Below are 15,092 nucleotides of genomic sequence, written 5' to 3'. Positions count from 1 at the left end.
CTTATTTTTCAAAGCGGGCCTGCACGGGCGCCACGGCGCCTTCCAGCAGGACCAGCTGCTTGTGGCGGAGGATCTCCAGCACGCTCAGACGATCAGGCGTGGTCAGCGTGATGCCGGGGATGTTGCGGGCGGAGCGGGTCAGGGCTTCGCTTTCCTCGGCGGTCACGATGAGAGCCTTGTTCAGGCCCAGAGTACCGGCCACTTTGGCAAAATGCTTGGTCTTGGCTTCGGGCAGTTCGATGCCCTTGACCACCAGCAGGTTTTCGGCGGCCAGACGGCTCGACAGAGCCATCTTCATGGCCAGGGCGCGCACCTTGCTGTTGACCTTGAAGCTGTAATCGCGGGGCTGGGGGCCAAACACGATGGCGCCGCCACGCCACACGGGCGAACGATTGGAGCCGGAACGGGCGCGACCGGTGCCCTTCTGCTTCCAGGGCTTCACGCCGCCGCCGGAAACGAAGGCGCGGGTCTTGGCCATGTGGGTACCGGCGCGCTTGGCGGCCATCTGGGCACGCACCACGAGGTTGAGGATCTCGGGACGAGCCTCAACTTCAAACACGTCGGCGGAAAGCGTCAGTTCGCCGCATTCCTGCTTGTTCTGGTCATAAACTTTCACGGTAGCCATTGTTGTGCTTCCTCTACTGCTTGCGGATCAGCACCAGCCCGTTCTTGGGGCCGGGCACGGAACCCTTGACCAGGATGACGTTGTCGGCGGGACGAACGTCAACGATCACAAGGCCCATTTCCGTCACGGTTTCGTTGCCCCAATGGCCAGCCATCTTACGGCCCTTGAACACGTGGCCGGGGAAGGTGTTGTTACCGATGGAGCCGTTGTTACGGTGCACTTTTTCGCAACCGTGCGTATCCTTGGAACCGGCGAAGTTCCAACGGCGCATACGGCCCTGGTAGCCCTTACCGATGCTCTTGGCGGTCACTTTGACCTTGTCGCCGGTAGCAAACATTTCCACGGTCAGTTCCTGACCGGGTTCCATTTCAGGGGCGTTTTCCAGGCGGATTTCACGCAGTTCGCGGTACAGGCCGGTGCCGGCCTTGGCGAAGTGGCCCTTCATGGCCTTGCTGACGTGCTTTTCCTTGTCTTCGGTCAGCGCGATCTGCAGAGCGTTGTAACCGTCGGTTTCAACGGTCTTCACCTGGGTGACGGGGCAGGGCCCGGCCTGAATCACCGTGACGGGCACAGCGGCGCCGTCACCGGCAAAAATGCGGGTCATACCAAGTTTACGACCCAAAATTCCCATTTTCTCAGCCATGACTGCCTCTCACTAGAGCTTGATTTCAACGTCCACGCCAGCGGGCAGGGAAAGCTTGCCGAGGGCGTCAACGGTCTGCTGCGTGGGTTCAAGGATGTCCATAAGCCGCTTGTGGATGCGCATTTCGAATTGCTCACGGGACTTCTTGTCCACATGCACGGAACGCTGAATGGTGTACTTATGAATATTGGTGGGCAGCGGGATGGGCCCGGCCACACCGGCACCGGTATTGCGCGCCGTATCCACGATTTCCGCAACAGCCTTGTCCAGGATGCGGTAATCGTAGGCTTTGAGCTTGATCCGAATGCGATCACTGCTAACTGTCGTCATTGTTGCCTACTCCGTTTGAAAAATCCTGGCCGGTTGGGTTCGGCGCAGGTTTCTTAACAGCTTTGCGCGGGCCAAAAACCACGGGCCCGAAGGTCGGCCTCACCCGTTGGGGAGACTGGGCAACAACTTGGGGAAGAGAAGCGCTTGAAGCAGCGCACATCACAGAATCTGAAGGAATCAGATATATCGGAAGGTACGGACGCCTGAGCGTGCCTGCATCATCCGTGTGATGCTTCCCGGCGTAGCCCAGGCCTGTCACTGACTGAAGCAGTGACGAGGGTGGTCCCGCAGGGTCACCAAATGGGGGAACATCCCCCCCTTACCTTTACAGCCCGGGGTCACCTGATCGCCAGGTGGGATCCGCTGTGTGGGCTGGAACGGCTCGACATTGTCTCGGCATCTGGTAACGCCTGCACATGTCAAAACCCGCCGCGGAGCGACCGCTTTGGGTGCATCAGGACAGACTCAATCTGCCCTTCCCTGCCGTCCAGGGAACAGCCTTGTTGCTCAAGGCGAGGTTCCTTCTATCGGGAATGGGACGATGCGTCAAGTTTTTTTCACTACGAGAGGGATTTTTTTTCGCGCTATTGCTGATTTTCCCGTTCCGGCAAGAAAAAAACGGAGCTCAGACGAGGAGGAAAGGGATATGTCATAAAATGTATTTTACCATCCGTCGGCGTGGAGAATTCTTCACAGGTTGAAGATAAAAAACATGACCTGTGTGACAGGAAGCAAAAAGAAAAAAATCCCTCCGGCACATTACGGATTGGGCTGTCCCCCAAACGTCGTCAGCCGAAGAGGCAAACAGCAAGACGAAAAATTGTTGCTTCGATTGTGAGCGGCCTTCCTTCCGCAAGATCCGGGAGCGGATGTGATGGCAGGCCAGAATAGCGGGCGAGATCCCCAGATCGGCACAGCGTTTTTCCCAAACGAAAAAGCGGGAGGGGACTTTTCCCAGCAGGAAAAGTCCCCTCCCCTCTCATCTACATTATACGAGAGCCAGCGCTATTTGCCCTGATCCAGATCGCCCAGCAGGGCGCGGGCGTAGTCGGCACCATTGAAAGGCCGCAGGTCTTCGAGCTTTTCGCCCAGACCCACATAGGTGATAGGCAGCTTTTCCTGCATGGCCACGGCGATGGCCACGCCCCCCTTGGCCGTACCGTCCAGCTTGGTGAGGATGAGCTCGTCCACACCGGCGGCTTCCTTAAAGAGCTTGGCCTGCGAAAGGGCGTTCTGACCAGTGGTGGCGTCGATGACCAGGATGCAGCGGTGCGGCGCGCCTTCATGCTTCTTGCCCAGCACCTGACGGATCTTGGTCAGCTCTTCCATAAGGTTGACCTTGGTCTGCAGACGGCCGGCGGTATCCACAAAGAGGATGTCCACCTTTTCGGCCAGGGCGCGGTCCATGGCTTCGTAGGCCACGGAGGCCGGATCGGAACCGGCGGGGCGGGCATGGAAGAGCGCGCCCACGCGCTCGGCCCAGACCTGCAGCTGCTCGATGGCCGCCGCACGGAAGGTGTCGGCCGCGGCGATCATGACCTTTTTGCCCTGCATGCGGGCGCGGTGGGCCAGCTTGGCGATGGTGGTGGTCTTGCCCACGCCGTTGACACCGATGAAGAGCACCACTTCGGGCGGGTTCACGGCGCTGATACGACGCGGCAGACGGAAGATCTCGTCCACTTCGGCCATGAGCAGGCCGCGCACGTCTTCCACGCGGGTCACGTTTTCCTTGCGGGCCCGCTCACGCAGGCGCTCCACCAGCTCCAGCGAAGGTTCGTAGCCCAGGTCAGCCATGATGAAGAGCTCTTCCAGCTCTTCCCAGAAACTTTCATTGAGTTCGCCGTGGCTGCTGAACAGGCTGTCCAGACGGCGGGAGAACTGCTCACGGGTGCGGCTCAGGCCTTCGCTGATCTTGAGGAACAAGCGGCTGCGCTCGTCTTCCTCGTCCTCCATGTCCAGAGCCAAGGTCAGGCGATACTGCAATTCGGAGCGGAATTCGTCCAGCTGCACGTATTCCATGCGCTCCAGCCAGCCACGGAAATCATCCACGAAGGCGTCCACTTCGGCGGCGGGCGCATCCAGCGAACGCAGCAGGAAGCGCAGACGCTTCCAGAGTTCGTCCCCGGCTTCTTCCACACCTTCCAGCACGATGCCCAGCCAGACGGAAAGGCGCGGCTCGGCCTCGCGCAGACGCAGGATCATGGACTGGGCCAGCGCGGGATCAAGACCGCAGGTCTCCAGCGCGGGCGCGGTGGGACGCTCGGCCGTGGCAGCCGCCGCGGCAACGGCAGTGGCGGCAAGGGCCGCATCGGCCACGGCCTCAGCGACGGGCTCGTCCTGGTCCGGCGTAGCAGCGCTCTCCGTGTCTTCTTCCACCTCGACCGGAGGTTCCTGTTCCGTGCTTTCAGCGGCAGCCGCGACACGTTCATCCGTGTCTGCTTCCACTACGGCAGCTTCAGAATGGGCGACTTCGTCCGCCTCCTGCTCCACCGCAACAGGCGTTTCCCCAGCCTCGCCGGCAGGGGCAGCCGCTTCCGGGCGAGCCGTATCTTCATCACCGCCGAAGATGCGCTGCCACCAGCTGCGACGGGGCGCAGCCGCTTCGGACTTTTCTTCCGCTTCTTCGCGGACCTCGTCGCGGGCAGCTTCCTCTTCCACGACATCCGTTCCGGCTTCGGCAGCTTTTTCAGCCGCAGCTTCGTCAGCTTCAACAGGGGATATAGTGGTCGTATCGTCACCGGCCGCATCAGCCATCTCGACGGCACCGGCCTCGGTCACGTTCTCAGGCAGCGATCCTTCTTCCGCTTCCTGGGCAGTCTCCACAACGGTCTCAGCCTCGACAAGCACAGCTTCCACTTCGGCAGGGACTTCTTCCTCAGCGTCCACGGAAGCGGCATCGGTACTGACCGGCTCTTCACAAATTTCGACAACTTCGGCTTCCGCAGCCTCAGCTTCAGGGGAAGTCGTTTCTGTCGTGGTGTCATCCTGTTCGGGAGCACCCACTTCTGCAGCGGCCTCACCGGAAGTTTCTTCCGGCGCCGCAGCCTCGGCAGCCGCTTCCGTCACGGGCTCCTCGACCGAAGGCAATTCATCTTCGGCCACAGCAGCCGGGGCTTCTTCCGCTCCGGCGAGCGGTTCTCTTTCGGCCTCCACGGAGGGCTCGTCTAAAAGCGCCGCCCCCTCAGCTTCCACCACAGGCTCCTCTTCCGCCACGGTGCTCTCGGCTTCTGCCGGAGCTCCGGACGCCGCAGGCTGGTCGGCAGGCTCTGCCGTCACGGCAGCCTCGACGCTCCCGCCCTCCTCTGCGGCCTCAGCGGCAGGACCATCGCTTTCAGCGGCGGTCACTTCCACCGCGGGCTCATCCGCGACCACGGCTTCAGCTTCAGGCGCCCCCTGTTCGACATCCCCGGCAACGGGGGCGGCCTCGTCTTCCGGGGCCTCGTCCGCAGATGCGTCTTCAGCAGGGGCAACGACTTCTTCAGCCGCCGGGACGCTCTCCGGTTCCGGCGTGCTTTCCGGTTCCGCTACGACGCTCCCGGTATCAGCGACAGGCTCCTCCGGGGCAACAGACGTTGCGGCCGCTTCCTTCTCGACTGCCGCGGCCTGCGTTTCTTTTGTTTCCTCGGAGCCCCCACCAAAAAACTTTTTTACTGCGGAAAAAAAGCCCATAGTCTCTCCTTATTTCACTGCGGCCCCGCTCAGGGCCTGCAAAACTTCTTCAAGATCAGCCGCACAGGTCTCCACGGCCAGCGCACGCGCCTCACAGCCGGGATCCTCCAGCGCATCGAGCATCTCGCGGGCGCTGTCCTCAAGGCGCACAGCCCCCAGGCAGGGCGCTGCGGCAAGCAGCATCCGCCCCAGATGGCACAGCCCTTCCAGCTCATCTTCCGCATACAGGCGCATCATGAGCATGGGCGCATGGGCAAAGGTCTGGCGGAACAGGGCCGCGGTCATATGCCAGCTTGCGGGGTTCCCCTGCTGGAAATGCCTGCCGCGGATAGCATCCACCGGCAGGGCGTCCTCGCGGTCAGCGACATCCTCACCGGAGACGGGCCGCCACCTCCGATCCTCGGATTTTTCCGGCTCCGGATCGCCCTGCTTGCGCAAAAGTTGCAGCCCCAAAGAATGCAGGCGCCTCAGATCGCCCCAATGCCAGTACAGCGCCGCCAAAAAGACGCTGAGCAGCAAAGTATTGATGATAAAACGCCAGGTCTCGCGCTGCATGACCTTGTCCGAACCTTCCTGCACCAGGCGGCGGGCAAGATAGACCTCCACCGTGCCCACGGGCTGCCCTTCCCGGCGCAGCGGGCTCATGCCCTGCACGGTATTCTCCGTGATCTCGCCGTCCCAGGGCACAGCCTCCCAGTGCGCATTGCGGCGCTGGCCGGAAAAAAGACTGTCCCCCACCTGCACCGTCACGGCGTACAGGCGCTGATCCTCCATGAGCCCCGTGACCAGAGCGTCCGTGGAAACGGCGGTAAGTTCCCCGTGCAGCCCCAGCAGATGGGTGAAACGACTGGCCACCCGGCCTGCCTCGTTCTGCAGACGGTTCTGTGCGGCATCGCGTTCAGCCATGATGTTCCACGCTGCCTGCGCCAGAAAGAGCAATACGGCCAAAAGCCAGCAGGCCAAGGCCACCCAGCGGCGGTATCTGGTCAGGAAAATAAGAACTGACCGCTTCACGAGCGGGAATCTCCTTGCAATTTTGTGCGCAGCTTATGTGCCAGCATACGCGTATCGGCGTCCCCAAACAGAACGAGGGCGCCCCCCCAGGCACAACATCCGGCCCCTATGGACAGGGCCAGCCCCACCATGGCGGGCAGCCCGGGCAACAGGACCGGCACGACGGACAGCAGCTCCTGCAACGGGCAGACCATGCCGCACAGGCGCAGGACCACCAGGGCACCTGCGGCTGCCGCGCCCGCGGCCAGCACATGCCGCAGACAGGCCATGCCGTCCAGAAGCGCCGGCGCGGGCAGCAAAGGCCGCAAACGTCGACGCAGCCCCCGCCACAGCCAGACGGTCTGTCCCCACAGGGCCGCACTGGCCGCCGCAGCCGGCAAACAAAAATATATGTCCCTTGCCATACTATGTAACAGCCACGCCCCGCCTGCAAGCGTAAAAACAACGGCAAGCAGCGAGGACAAGGCCGTCAGGCGTACGTCGCCCAAGGCATTGCAGCCCGCCAGCAGGCAGCGGCTCACCGCGCAGGCGGGCAGGCAGGGCAGGTACGCCCAAAGGGCCAGAGTCACCTGCCGCACCCCCGTGGTATCGAATTCCCCGTGATGCAGCAGAACGTCCACAAGGCAGGGGCCCACGGCCCACAGGCCCGCCGCCGCGGGCAGGGACAAGAGCGTGGCCCAGCGCAAGGCCAGGGCCATGTCCCGCTGGAAGGCGGCAAAATCTTTTTCTCCGGCCAGACGGCTCAAACGCGGCAAGCTGGCCATACCGAGGCAGGCCCCGATCAGGCCCAGCGGCAGCTCCAGCAGGCGTTCGGCATAGTACAGGCCCGCAATCTGGCTGCCTACCGCCAGCCCCATGGCCGCCAGCATCACCAGCTGCGGTGCGGCGGCGCCCAGCAGGCCCAGGGGCAAGCGCCCCAGGCAGCCCCACAGCTCACGGCCGGAGGGCGCGGCGGCCGAATGCTTCATGGCGGTCGCCGGAAATACATGACGGACATAGCCCCATTGGGCCAGCCACTGGGCCAGGCCTCCGGCACTCATGCCCGCAGCCAGTGCCGCCGGGACAGCCCCTGTGCCTCCCGCCAGCCAGCCCGCCAGCATGGCACTGATGACCACCACATTGAAGATGACGGGCGAAAGCGCGGGCAGCCAGAAAACTTCGCGGCAGTGCAACACCGCCATGCCCAGAGCCGCCATCCCTGCCAGCAAAACATAGGGCAGGCAGAGACGGAGCAGGCTGCTGCCCTCCGCCAAAGCTTCAGGAGAAAGCGCGGGCGCCAGAAAGGCCAGCAATTGCGGCGCTGCCAGCATGCCCAGCAGGACAAGGCCGCCCAGCACCAGCACGAGGCGCCGGAACAGACCGGAGGCCAGAGCGGGCAGCGGATCCCCCTGGCCGTGCGCGACATCGTGCCGCACCAGCCAGGCCGTGAGCGTCATGGACAAAGATCCTTCGCCCAGCAGACGGCGCAGCAGATGCGGCAGACGCAGGGCCGCCACCAGGGCATCGGCCACCGGCCCGCAGCCCACCAGCCAGGCCATGCCCATGTCGCGCACCAGTCCCAGCAGGCGGGAAAGCAGGGTGAACAAGGCCAGCATCCCTGCCGTGCGGGCCATACGGGCACCGCTTTGCTCACAGCAAGCGCGAATATCTGAAATAAAGTTACTGCGAGGTACTTTTCCCATCAGAAAGGATAATATTCATTTTAGTTTTTGTTACACGGTGCACATAGAGGGTTTGAGATACAACATCTCCAAACCATTCCCCTGGATGGGGTCAGCCAATTTGGGGGACACGTATGACTACGGACGATAATCCCTTATTTTCAGCTTTTTTAATATCAGAAAGCCAGCTTTCGACAATAGAACGTTTATCAGCACCATATGTATCAGCATAGATTTTGTTCACATGAAGCACATCAACCATTAAAAATAATATACATATTGGCAAGAGTATTTTTATAAGCGAAAATCGCTTTAAAAGATAGCCTAAACAACACGTTACAGATAATAATAAAAAGAAAAAAATCCCATATGTAGCCTCTATCCGTTTCATAAAATTCATTGTCTTTATGCTTAATATAAAATCAAAAATAAATATTAAAAGCATAGATAGTATACATATTATCACGATATGTAATACATCATTCTGTTCTTTTTTTATGAAGAGAGTCATAAAATATATGAATACTATCAATACGCAAAATACTATAAAATCATTTCTAAGGTTAAGTAAAAATTCATGGAATGAAAAAAATACAGTTGATAATGAAATTCCGTTCTTTTGTAGAGCATCGAATCTGTTTCCCGATATATCAAATAAAGCAGCACTGACAAAGAAAACCATTGGTACTAAAAGAATGTAATCTTTGCGAATAAGGCCTTTTTTACATTTAATAATAAATATAAAGAATGCGGATAACACACTAATCAACGCAGAAAAGGTCATTGAAAATTGTGAAATATACATCAACAAAAACAAAAAAGGAATTGAATATCCCTTATCATCAATAATTCTATCATCCAAAGAATATCTAAATAAAATTATGGTAAGAATTGAATTTATTATATTTGAAGCAACATAATATATTCCAGTACAAAAATATGTTGCATAAAATAAAAAAATATTATTATTTTGATATTTTTCAAACATAAAAAATGAGGAAAGCATGAAGAAAGAAACAAGGAGCAATGCTCCAAGGCTATCTCCCGCCAAAATATCACAAAATAACCGATAAAAATTATATGCCAACACAGTAAGTAAAAATGAAAGAAAAATTCCATATATTATGGAAACAGAAGAAATATAATCTATCCCCATTTTATATAAAAAAGCACTCATACAGCCTATAGCTGGCAGTAACACCTCTGGTAATATGCGTGCAGGATTCCATTCCGCTGCCTCTGGCCAAGCATGCCGTGCATAGGAAAGATAGCGCCAATCATCCCCATTATAAGGGATCGATGGATGGACCAAACAAAAAAAGTAGATAAGGATCAAAAAAAGAAAAAGAAAAAAGCTCTTTTCTCTGCAAGGCACCATGATAACTCCTGAAAAAGGGAGGCTGAATCAGCCTCCCCCCAATAATTTCAGTTTGTTACGGTCTGTGCGGATCGCTTTCCGTACGCCAGGCCTGGACAGCGGCCAGGACGGCGGCGTCCTTTTCCTCGGGCATGTCCTTGAACTGCTCGGCAAAGACATGGATGCGCGTACCGCCACGGGGCACGAACAGGCCCTTGACGCGGCACCAGCAGGGTTCGAGCACGGTCCACAGGTCTTCCAGCACCGTGTTGGTGATGGTCTCCATGAAGGACTGATGGTTGCGGAAGGCGAACATGTACAGCTTGAAGCTCTTGGATTCCACGCACAGCTGGTCCGGGATGTACTCCACGGTGATGGTGCCCATGTCCGGCTGTCCCGTCACCGGGCACAGGGACGTGAACTCGGGGAAGGCGATGCTGATGACGTAGGGACGCTGGGGGTAACGGTTGGGGAAGGATTCCAGCAGCGCCGTACTGGGGCCGCCCTGCAATTCGGGCATCTTGCCGGTCCCCAGCACATGCAGGTGCTGCGTCTGGTCCTGGCTGCGGGTGGTGGACATGAAAACTCCTTTTCTGATCTTGCCGGGCACCGGGAACGGGCCACGGCTGCCGTCCTTGTAACTTATTGTGCTTGCCGCTACAATAGCGGCCGTTATCTGCCGTCCCGGCAGTTTGTGGAGGATGCATGAAACTTTCTGTTGCCTTGCGAGCCTGTTCCGCCGGGGGCCTCATGCCCCTGTCCGTGGCCCGGGTCGCAGGGATGCCCAGCCATCGTCTGGCGTCCCCGCTGGTGCGCCAGTGCCCCTTCATCCCTGTGGGCACCGGCCTGTATGATGCGAACGATGTGGAACTGCTGCGCGTCACGGGCCGCTGCTGGCTGCCCGCCGATGACGGCGGCCACGCCCTGCAATGCCTGATGACCCGCGCCCTGGTGGACCTGCCCGTGGGCGAGATTGACCTCGAGACGCGGCGCACGGGCCGTGCCCTGGCCTGGGTGACCCTTTCGGACAAGGGCTCCCAGGGCATGCGTGACGATACCAGCGGTCCGGCCATGGCCGCCCTGGTGGCCGATACCCTGCCCCTGTGCCACAGCCAGGGCTTTCTGCTGCCCGATGATGCGGTGCAGCTGCGCGCCCTGCTGGTGGATCTGGCCCTGAACCAGGGCTATGACGTCATCTGCACCAGCGGCGGTACGGGCGTGGGCCCGCGCGACATCTCGCCGCAGGTCACGTCCGCGGTGCTGGACTATCCCCTGCCCGGCTTCAGCATGGCCATGATGCAGGCCAGCCTGGCCAAGACGCCCCATGCGGCCATCTCCCGCGCTGTGGCCGGCGTGCTGGGACAGAGCATCATCATCAACCTGCCCGGCAGCCGCAAGGCTGTCGTGGAGAATCTGGAAGCTGTCCTGCCCGCCCTGCCCCATGCGCTGGACAAGTTGCACGGCGATCCCGCCGACTGTGGAGGTTAATCCCTGATGAAACTGCCCAAATTCACTCTTCCCCGTTTTTCCCTGCCTTCCTGCCGGCCGGGGGCGCTGTGCGGACGTTTCTCCGTCCGCGGCTTCGTCTCCTTTTGCCGCATGATCCGCATCGAGCACTCCATCTTCGCCCTGCCCTATGCCTGGGCGGGCTCGGTCATGGCTGCGGGCGGCATGCCGCCGTGGGACAAGATCGTCCTGCTGACCATCGCCATGGTGGGCGTGCGCTCCTTCGCCATGGGCATCAACCGTATCTTCGACCTGCCCTTTGACCGCGAGAACCCCCGCACCGCCAACCGCCATCTGGTCACCGGCGAGATCAGCGTGCGCCAGGCCTGGATATTCTCCCTGGTCATGGCGGCCATCTTCGTGCTGGCCTGTGCGGCCATCAACACGATCTGCCTCATCCTCTCGGTACCTGCCCTGCTCTTTGCCGCCGTCTACAGCCTGACCAAGCGTTTCTCGGCCGTCTGCCACTTCTGGCTGGGGGCCACCCTCGGCCTGGCGCCGCTGGCCGGTGCCCTGGCCGTGAATCCCGAGGGCCTGGCCATGGGCCCCATCATGCTCTTCTTTGCCGTGACCTTCTGGGTGGGCGCCTTCGACATCTACTATTCCTTCCAGGACTATGATTTCGATGTGGCCTTCCGTCTCTGCTCCGTGCCCTCGGTCTACGGCCCGGACACCGCGCTGGCCATCGCCGGTTTCTCCCATGCCGTCACGTCCATCTTCCTGTTCCTGACCGGTATCGCCGCCGGACTGGCCTGGCCCTGGTATGTGCTCTGGGCCGGTGTGTCCGCCATCCTGTTCTGGGAACATCATCTGATGCGTCCGCAGGACCTCAGCCGCGTGAACATGGTCTTCTTCACCCTCAACGGCATCATCTCGCCGCTGGTGCTGGTGGGCGTCATCCTGGGAGTGGTGCTCTAAGATGCCGCGCAAGAAACAGTATCAATGGGATGTGGAGACCAACGGGCAGGAAGCCCCCGAACAGCTCAGCCGCTCGGCCAAGAAACGCCAGAGCTCGGCCTTGCAGGATCTGGGCGCCGAGCTGACCAAGCTGCCCGTCAACGAACTGGACAGGCTGCCCCTGACGCCCGATCTGCTGGAGGCCCTGCGTCTGTATGCCCGCATCAGCAACCGTGAAGGCAAGCGCCGCCAGCTGCAGTTCATAGGCCGCCTCATGCGCGAGGTGGACGCCGGGCCGCTGGCCGAAGCCATCGAGGCCCGCAAGAACGGGCAGCAGGCCGACGCCGCCCGTCTGCATCTGGCCGAACAGTGGCGGGAAAAGCTCCTCTCCGCCGCCGAGGCGGACGTGGAGGATCTTCTGGCCGCCTTCCCCTGGCCCGATGCCGAAGCCGCAGGACGCCCGGAGCTGGAAAAACTGCTGGCCGAAGCCCGCAAGGAAGATGACCGGCGTCCGCCCCACGCCCGTCGCGCCCTCTTCCGGGGCATCATGCGTCTGCTGGAACAGCGTTAGGGAGTTCTTTTGGCAGGGGGAAGGGGCCCCATTTGAAAAAGGGGCTCCCTTCCCCCTGCCCCCCCATCCCCCCTAAAACTTTTATCCGGGTCCGTGGTCTGCCCGAAAGATGCGACCTGCGGGCCCCAGTCTTGATTCGCTCTTTTGTGGGCGTCTCCCCTCCTTCTTCCCCGGCCCTTCGCTTTGCCCCGCCACGGGCAGTGCGCTGACAGTCCTTAAAAGGCCGTTCACGCAAAGGCTGTCTGCCTCCCCTCATCCTGCGTAAAAGCCCTCTTGCCATGAGTGGTCAGGGGATCTCATGCTCCTTTCCCTGTATGGCTCCCGTGTGTCCGCCTGCGCCGGTGCCGATGCCGCCCGGCCGCCTGCGGCAGATGGCGCGGCCACCAGAGGCCACGTCCGTGCACCTCTGCCGCCATCGCTTGTCATGCAGGCGCCGAGATTTTCTCCCCACGCTGCCGCCCGCGCTGCTGGCCGGACGTTGCAAGCCCCTATGCCCGGCTTACCCGCTCAAAATTCGATAATTTAATCATTATATTCCAACATGTTATTGGCTTGAAAATATTTTCTCGGCAAAAAATGAAAAAATCGCTTGACCCCGAGGGAGTTTTTCCGTAGAAGTCTTCTTCGTTGAGCACGCCCTTGTAGCTCAGTCGGTAGAGTGCATCCTTGGTAAGGATGAGGTCACCAGTTCAATCCTGGTCAAGGGCTCCAGCAGACAACACAACGCCTGTGGAAACATGGGCGTTTTTTTGGGGAAACCCGGACATATAGGACCGCCCTTGTAGCTCAGTCGGTAGAGTGCATCCTTGGTAAGGATGAGGTCACCAGTTCAATCCTGGTCAAGGGCTCCAGAAATTTCAACGCCTGTGGAAACATAGGCGTTTTTTCTTTATCTGCTCCAAGGAGCCTGTCATGCAGATCCCCGTCCCGGTCGCCACAGTCGGCCTGCTGGTGCTCTCCAATGTCTTCATGACCTTTGCCTGGTACGGTCACCTGAAGCACAAGAGCATGGCCCTGCCCATGGTCATCTTCATCAGCTGGTGCATCGCCTTTTTCGAGTACGTGCTGCAGGTCCCGGCCAACCGCATCGGTTACGGCTACTTCAACGCGGCGGAGCTGAAGACCATCCAGGAGGTCATCTCCCTGACGGTCTTCTCGCTCTTCTCCGTCTTCTATCTGCACGAGACCCTGCGCTGGAACCATATCCTGGGTTTCGCCCTCATCGTGCTGGCCGCCTACGTCATCTTCAAGGAATGGTAGCATGGTCAGCACGGCTATCATCCTTTTCTGTACCTGCGCCGCCTTCGTAGCGGGCTTCATCGATTCCATCGCGGGCGGCGGCGGCCTCATCACCATTCCCGCCCTGCTGCTTTCCGGCCTGCCGCCCCAGCTGGCCCTGGGCACCAACAAGGTGGGCTGCTGCCTGGGCACCGGTGTGGCCATGCTCAACTTCGCCCGCAGCAACCTCATCCTCTGGCGGCTGGCCCTGCTGGGCGTGGGCTTTTCGCTGGTAGGGGCAGGTATCGGCACCGAGCTGGCCCTCTACATCTCGCCCGACCTGCTGGGCAAGGTGCTGGTGCTTCTGTTGCCCTTCGCCATGCTGGCCACCCTCATGCCCAAGAAGGAGCAGAAAAAACCGCCGCTCACCTCCGGTCGCCGTTACTGGATCCTGGCGCCGCTCTGTTTCCTCATCGTGGGCATCTATGACGGCTTTTTCGGCCCCGGCACCGGCAGCTTCCTGATCCTGGCCCTGCACTGGGTCCTGCGCATCAGCCTCCTCGAAGCCTCGGCCACGTCCAAGGTCATGAATTTTGCCTCCAACCTTGGCGCCATGATCCTTTTCATCTGGAACGGCGCCGTCATCTGGAGCGTCGGTCTGCCCATGATGGCCGCCAACATCGCGGGCAACTGGCTTGGCAGCCGTCTGGCCATCAAGGTCGGTACCGAAGCCGTGCGTCGCTTCCTCTGGGTCTCGCTCTCCCTGCTGCTGGCTACCCTGATCTGGCGCTTTTTTATCTCTCCCTATCTGCCTGGGGCCTGATCCTCCCGTTCCGTTTCGATACCAGGCCGGCAGCCATGCACTGCCGGCTTTTTTTATTTTGGCCCTGATGCGGACAGAGATCGGACGCGCGCTGCGGCACGGCGATGATTGGTTGCCCAACCATCATGTGAAAAAAATATTTACTGCTTGCCCATGCCCCGACGGAGTGCTAGAGCAGGAGAAAACAGCCCTTGCGGGCAAAAGGAGTCCTGTATGCTGAAGCGTATCGTTCCTCTTGTTCTGGCTCTCGTTCTCTGCGCCGGTCTGGCCCAGGCCAAGACCAAGGCCCCCGCGACCCAGCTCCCCGGCGACCTGACCCTGGGCGAAGCCCAGAAGGTGCTCGATGCGGCTCTGGTCAAGGCCAAAGCCCAGGGCGTGCCCATGAATATCGCCATCGTGGATGCGGGCGGCAACCTGAAGGCCTTCGTGCGTCAGGACGGCGCCTTCATCGGCAGCATCGACGTTTCCACCAAGAAGGCCGTCACGGCCCGCTACTTCAACATGCCCACCTCCACGCTGGGCGCCGCTTCCCAGCCCGGTCAGGAACTGTTCGGCATCGAAGCCACCAACGGCGGTCTGGTGATCTTTGGCGGCGGTGAGCTGCTGATCCGCGACAACGTCATCGTGGGCGCCATCGGCGTCAGCGGTGGTACGGTGGCCGAAGACACCAACGTGGCCAAGGCCGGTGCCGCTGCCCTCAAGTAGGCTTTTTTCGTACGGCAAAGGCCCTGCGGAACACACACCGCAGGGCCTTTTTTTGTCCAAAATTCCGGAGAAC

14 protein-coding genes and 2 tRNA genes are annotated in these 15,092 nt (G+C 59.9%); 8 read left to right on the top strand and 8 right to left on the bottom strand.

Features of this window, described 5'->3' with window-relative positions:
• Position 1: 1 nt before the first annotated feature.
• From rplD to queF, 8 genes are all read right to left on the bottom strand, one after another.
• Positions 2-625, bottom strand: coding sequence for a 50S ribosomal protein L4 (gene rplD, locus ACQRBR_RS10755; protein WP_006008404.1), 624 nt, complete (start codon positions 623-625; stop codon positions 2-4).
• A gap of 13 nt (positions 626-638) precedes the next feature.
• Positions 639-1,268, bottom strand: coding sequence for a 50S ribosomal protein L3 (gene rplC, locus ACQRBR_RS10750; protein WP_168935248.1), 630 nt, complete (start codon positions 1,266-1,268; stop codon positions 639-641).
• Between the two features lie 12 nt (positions 1,269-1,280).
• Complete coding sequence (rpsJ, locus tag ACQRBR_RS10745) at positions 1,281-1,598, bottom strand: 30S ribosomal protein S10 (protein WP_006008400.1); 318 nt, start codon at positions 1,596-1,598, stop codon at positions 1,281-1,283.
• 1,005 nt (positions 1,599-2,603) lie between these two features.
• The gene (ftsY, locus tag ACQRBR_RS10740) at positions 2,604-4,166 is read right to left on the bottom strand and encodes a signal recognition particle-docking protein FtsY (RefSeq protein WP_427812979.1); all 1,563 of its coding nucleotides are present in this window, start codon (positions 4,164-4,166) and stop codon (positions 2,604-2,606) included.
• Between the two features lie 1,110 nt (positions 4,167-5,276).
• Positions 5,277-6,281 (bottom strand): hypothetical protein, encoded by a 1,005-nt coding sequence (locus ACQRBR_RS10735; protein WP_303878698.1) that lies wholly within the window; start codon positions 6,279-6,281, stop codon positions 5,277-5,279.
• The gene (gene murJ, locus ACQRBR_RS10730; RefSeq protein ID WP_427812964.1) at positions 6,278-7,894 is read right to left on the bottom strand and encodes a murein biosynthesis integral membrane protein MurJ; all 1,617 of its coding nucleotides are present in this window, start codon (positions 7,892-7,894) and stop codon (positions 6,278-6,280) included. The genes ACQRBR_RS10735 and murJ overlap by 4 nt, the downstream gene beginning before the upstream one ends.
• A gap of 160 nt (positions 7,895-8,054) precedes the next feature.
• Positions 8,055-9,320 carry a hypothetical protein gene (locus tag ACQRBR_RS10725; RefSeq protein WP_427812963.1) on the bottom strand — a complete coding sequence of 422 codons (1,266 nt, stop codon included), beginning with the start codon at positions 9,318-9,320 and terminating at the stop codon, positions 8,055-8,057.
• A 55-nt stretch (positions 9,321-9,375) separates the two neighbouring features.
• Entirely contained in the window at positions 9,376-9,879 is a 504-nt protein-coding gene (gene queF / locus ACQRBR_RS10720; RefSeq protein WP_427812962.1) for a preQ(1) synthase, read from the bottom strand.
• A 125-nt stretch (positions 9,880-10,004) separates the two neighbouring features.
• On the opposite strand from queF, the gene ACQRBR_RS10715 reads away from it, so the two are divergent.
• The 8 genes from ACQRBR_RS10715 (at position 10,005) to ACQRBR_RS10680 (ending at position 15,019) form a co-directional block, all read left to right on the top strand.
• Positions 10,005-10,787, top strand: a complete 783-nt coding sequence (locus tag ACQRBR_RS10715; RefSeq protein ID WP_321030834.1) for a MogA/MoaB family molybdenum cofactor biosynthesis protein — start codon at positions 10,005-10,007, stop codon at positions 10,785-10,787.
• Positions 10,788-10,898: 111 nt separating this feature from the next.
• Positions 10,899-11,723: a 4-hydroxybenzoate octaprenyltransferase gene (locus ACQRBR_RS10710; RefSeq protein WP_427812978.1), complete on the top strand. Its 825-nt coding sequence runs from the start codon at positions 10,899-10,901 to the stop codon at positions 11,721-11,723.
• A gap of 1 nt (position 11,724) precedes the next feature.
• The gene (yjgA, locus tag ACQRBR_RS10705; protein WP_204673915.1) at positions 11,725-12,273 is read left to right on the top strand and encodes a ribosome biogenesis factor YjgA; all 549 of its coding nucleotides are present in this window, start codon (positions 11,725-11,727) and stop codon (positions 12,271-12,273) included.
• A 635-nt stretch (positions 12,274-12,908) separates the two neighbouring features.
• A tRNA-Thr gene (locus ACQRBR_RS10700) sits at positions 12,909-12,984 on the top strand.
• Between the two features lie 64 nt (positions 12,985-13,048).
• Positions 13,049-13,124, top strand: a tRNA-Thr gene (locus tag ACQRBR_RS10695).
• 61 nt (positions 13,125-13,185) lie between these two features.
• Positions 13,186-13,533 carry a DMT family protein gene (locus ACQRBR_RS10690; RefSeq protein WP_006008375.1) on the top strand — a complete coding sequence of 116 codons (348 nt, stop codon included), beginning with the start codon at positions 13,186-13,188 and terminating at the stop codon, positions 13,531-13,533.
• Position 13,534: 1 nt separating this feature from the next.
• On the top strand, positions 13,535-14,314 hold the full coding sequence (locus tag ACQRBR_RS10685) for a sulfite exporter TauE/SafE family protein (protein ID WP_427812961.1): 780 nt from the start codon (positions 13,535-13,537) through the stop codon (positions 14,312-14,314).
• 213 nt (positions 14,315-14,527) lie between these two features.
• Positions 14,528-15,019, top strand: a complete 492-nt coding sequence (locus tag ACQRBR_RS10680) for a GlcG/HbpS family heme-binding protein (RefSeq protein ID WP_427812960.1) — start codon at positions 14,528-14,530, stop codon at positions 15,017-15,019.
• Positions 15,020-15,092 lie beyond the last annotated feature (73 nt).

This window comes from Desulfovibrio sp. SGI.133, from assembly GCF_050313955.1.
Classification (GTDB): domain Bacteria; phylum Desulfobacterota; class Desulfovibrionia; order Desulfovibrionales; family Desulfovibrionaceae; genus Desulfovibrio.
Note: the sequence above shows the minus strand (reverse complement) of the source record. Positions and strands in the feature narration are given on the sequence as shown.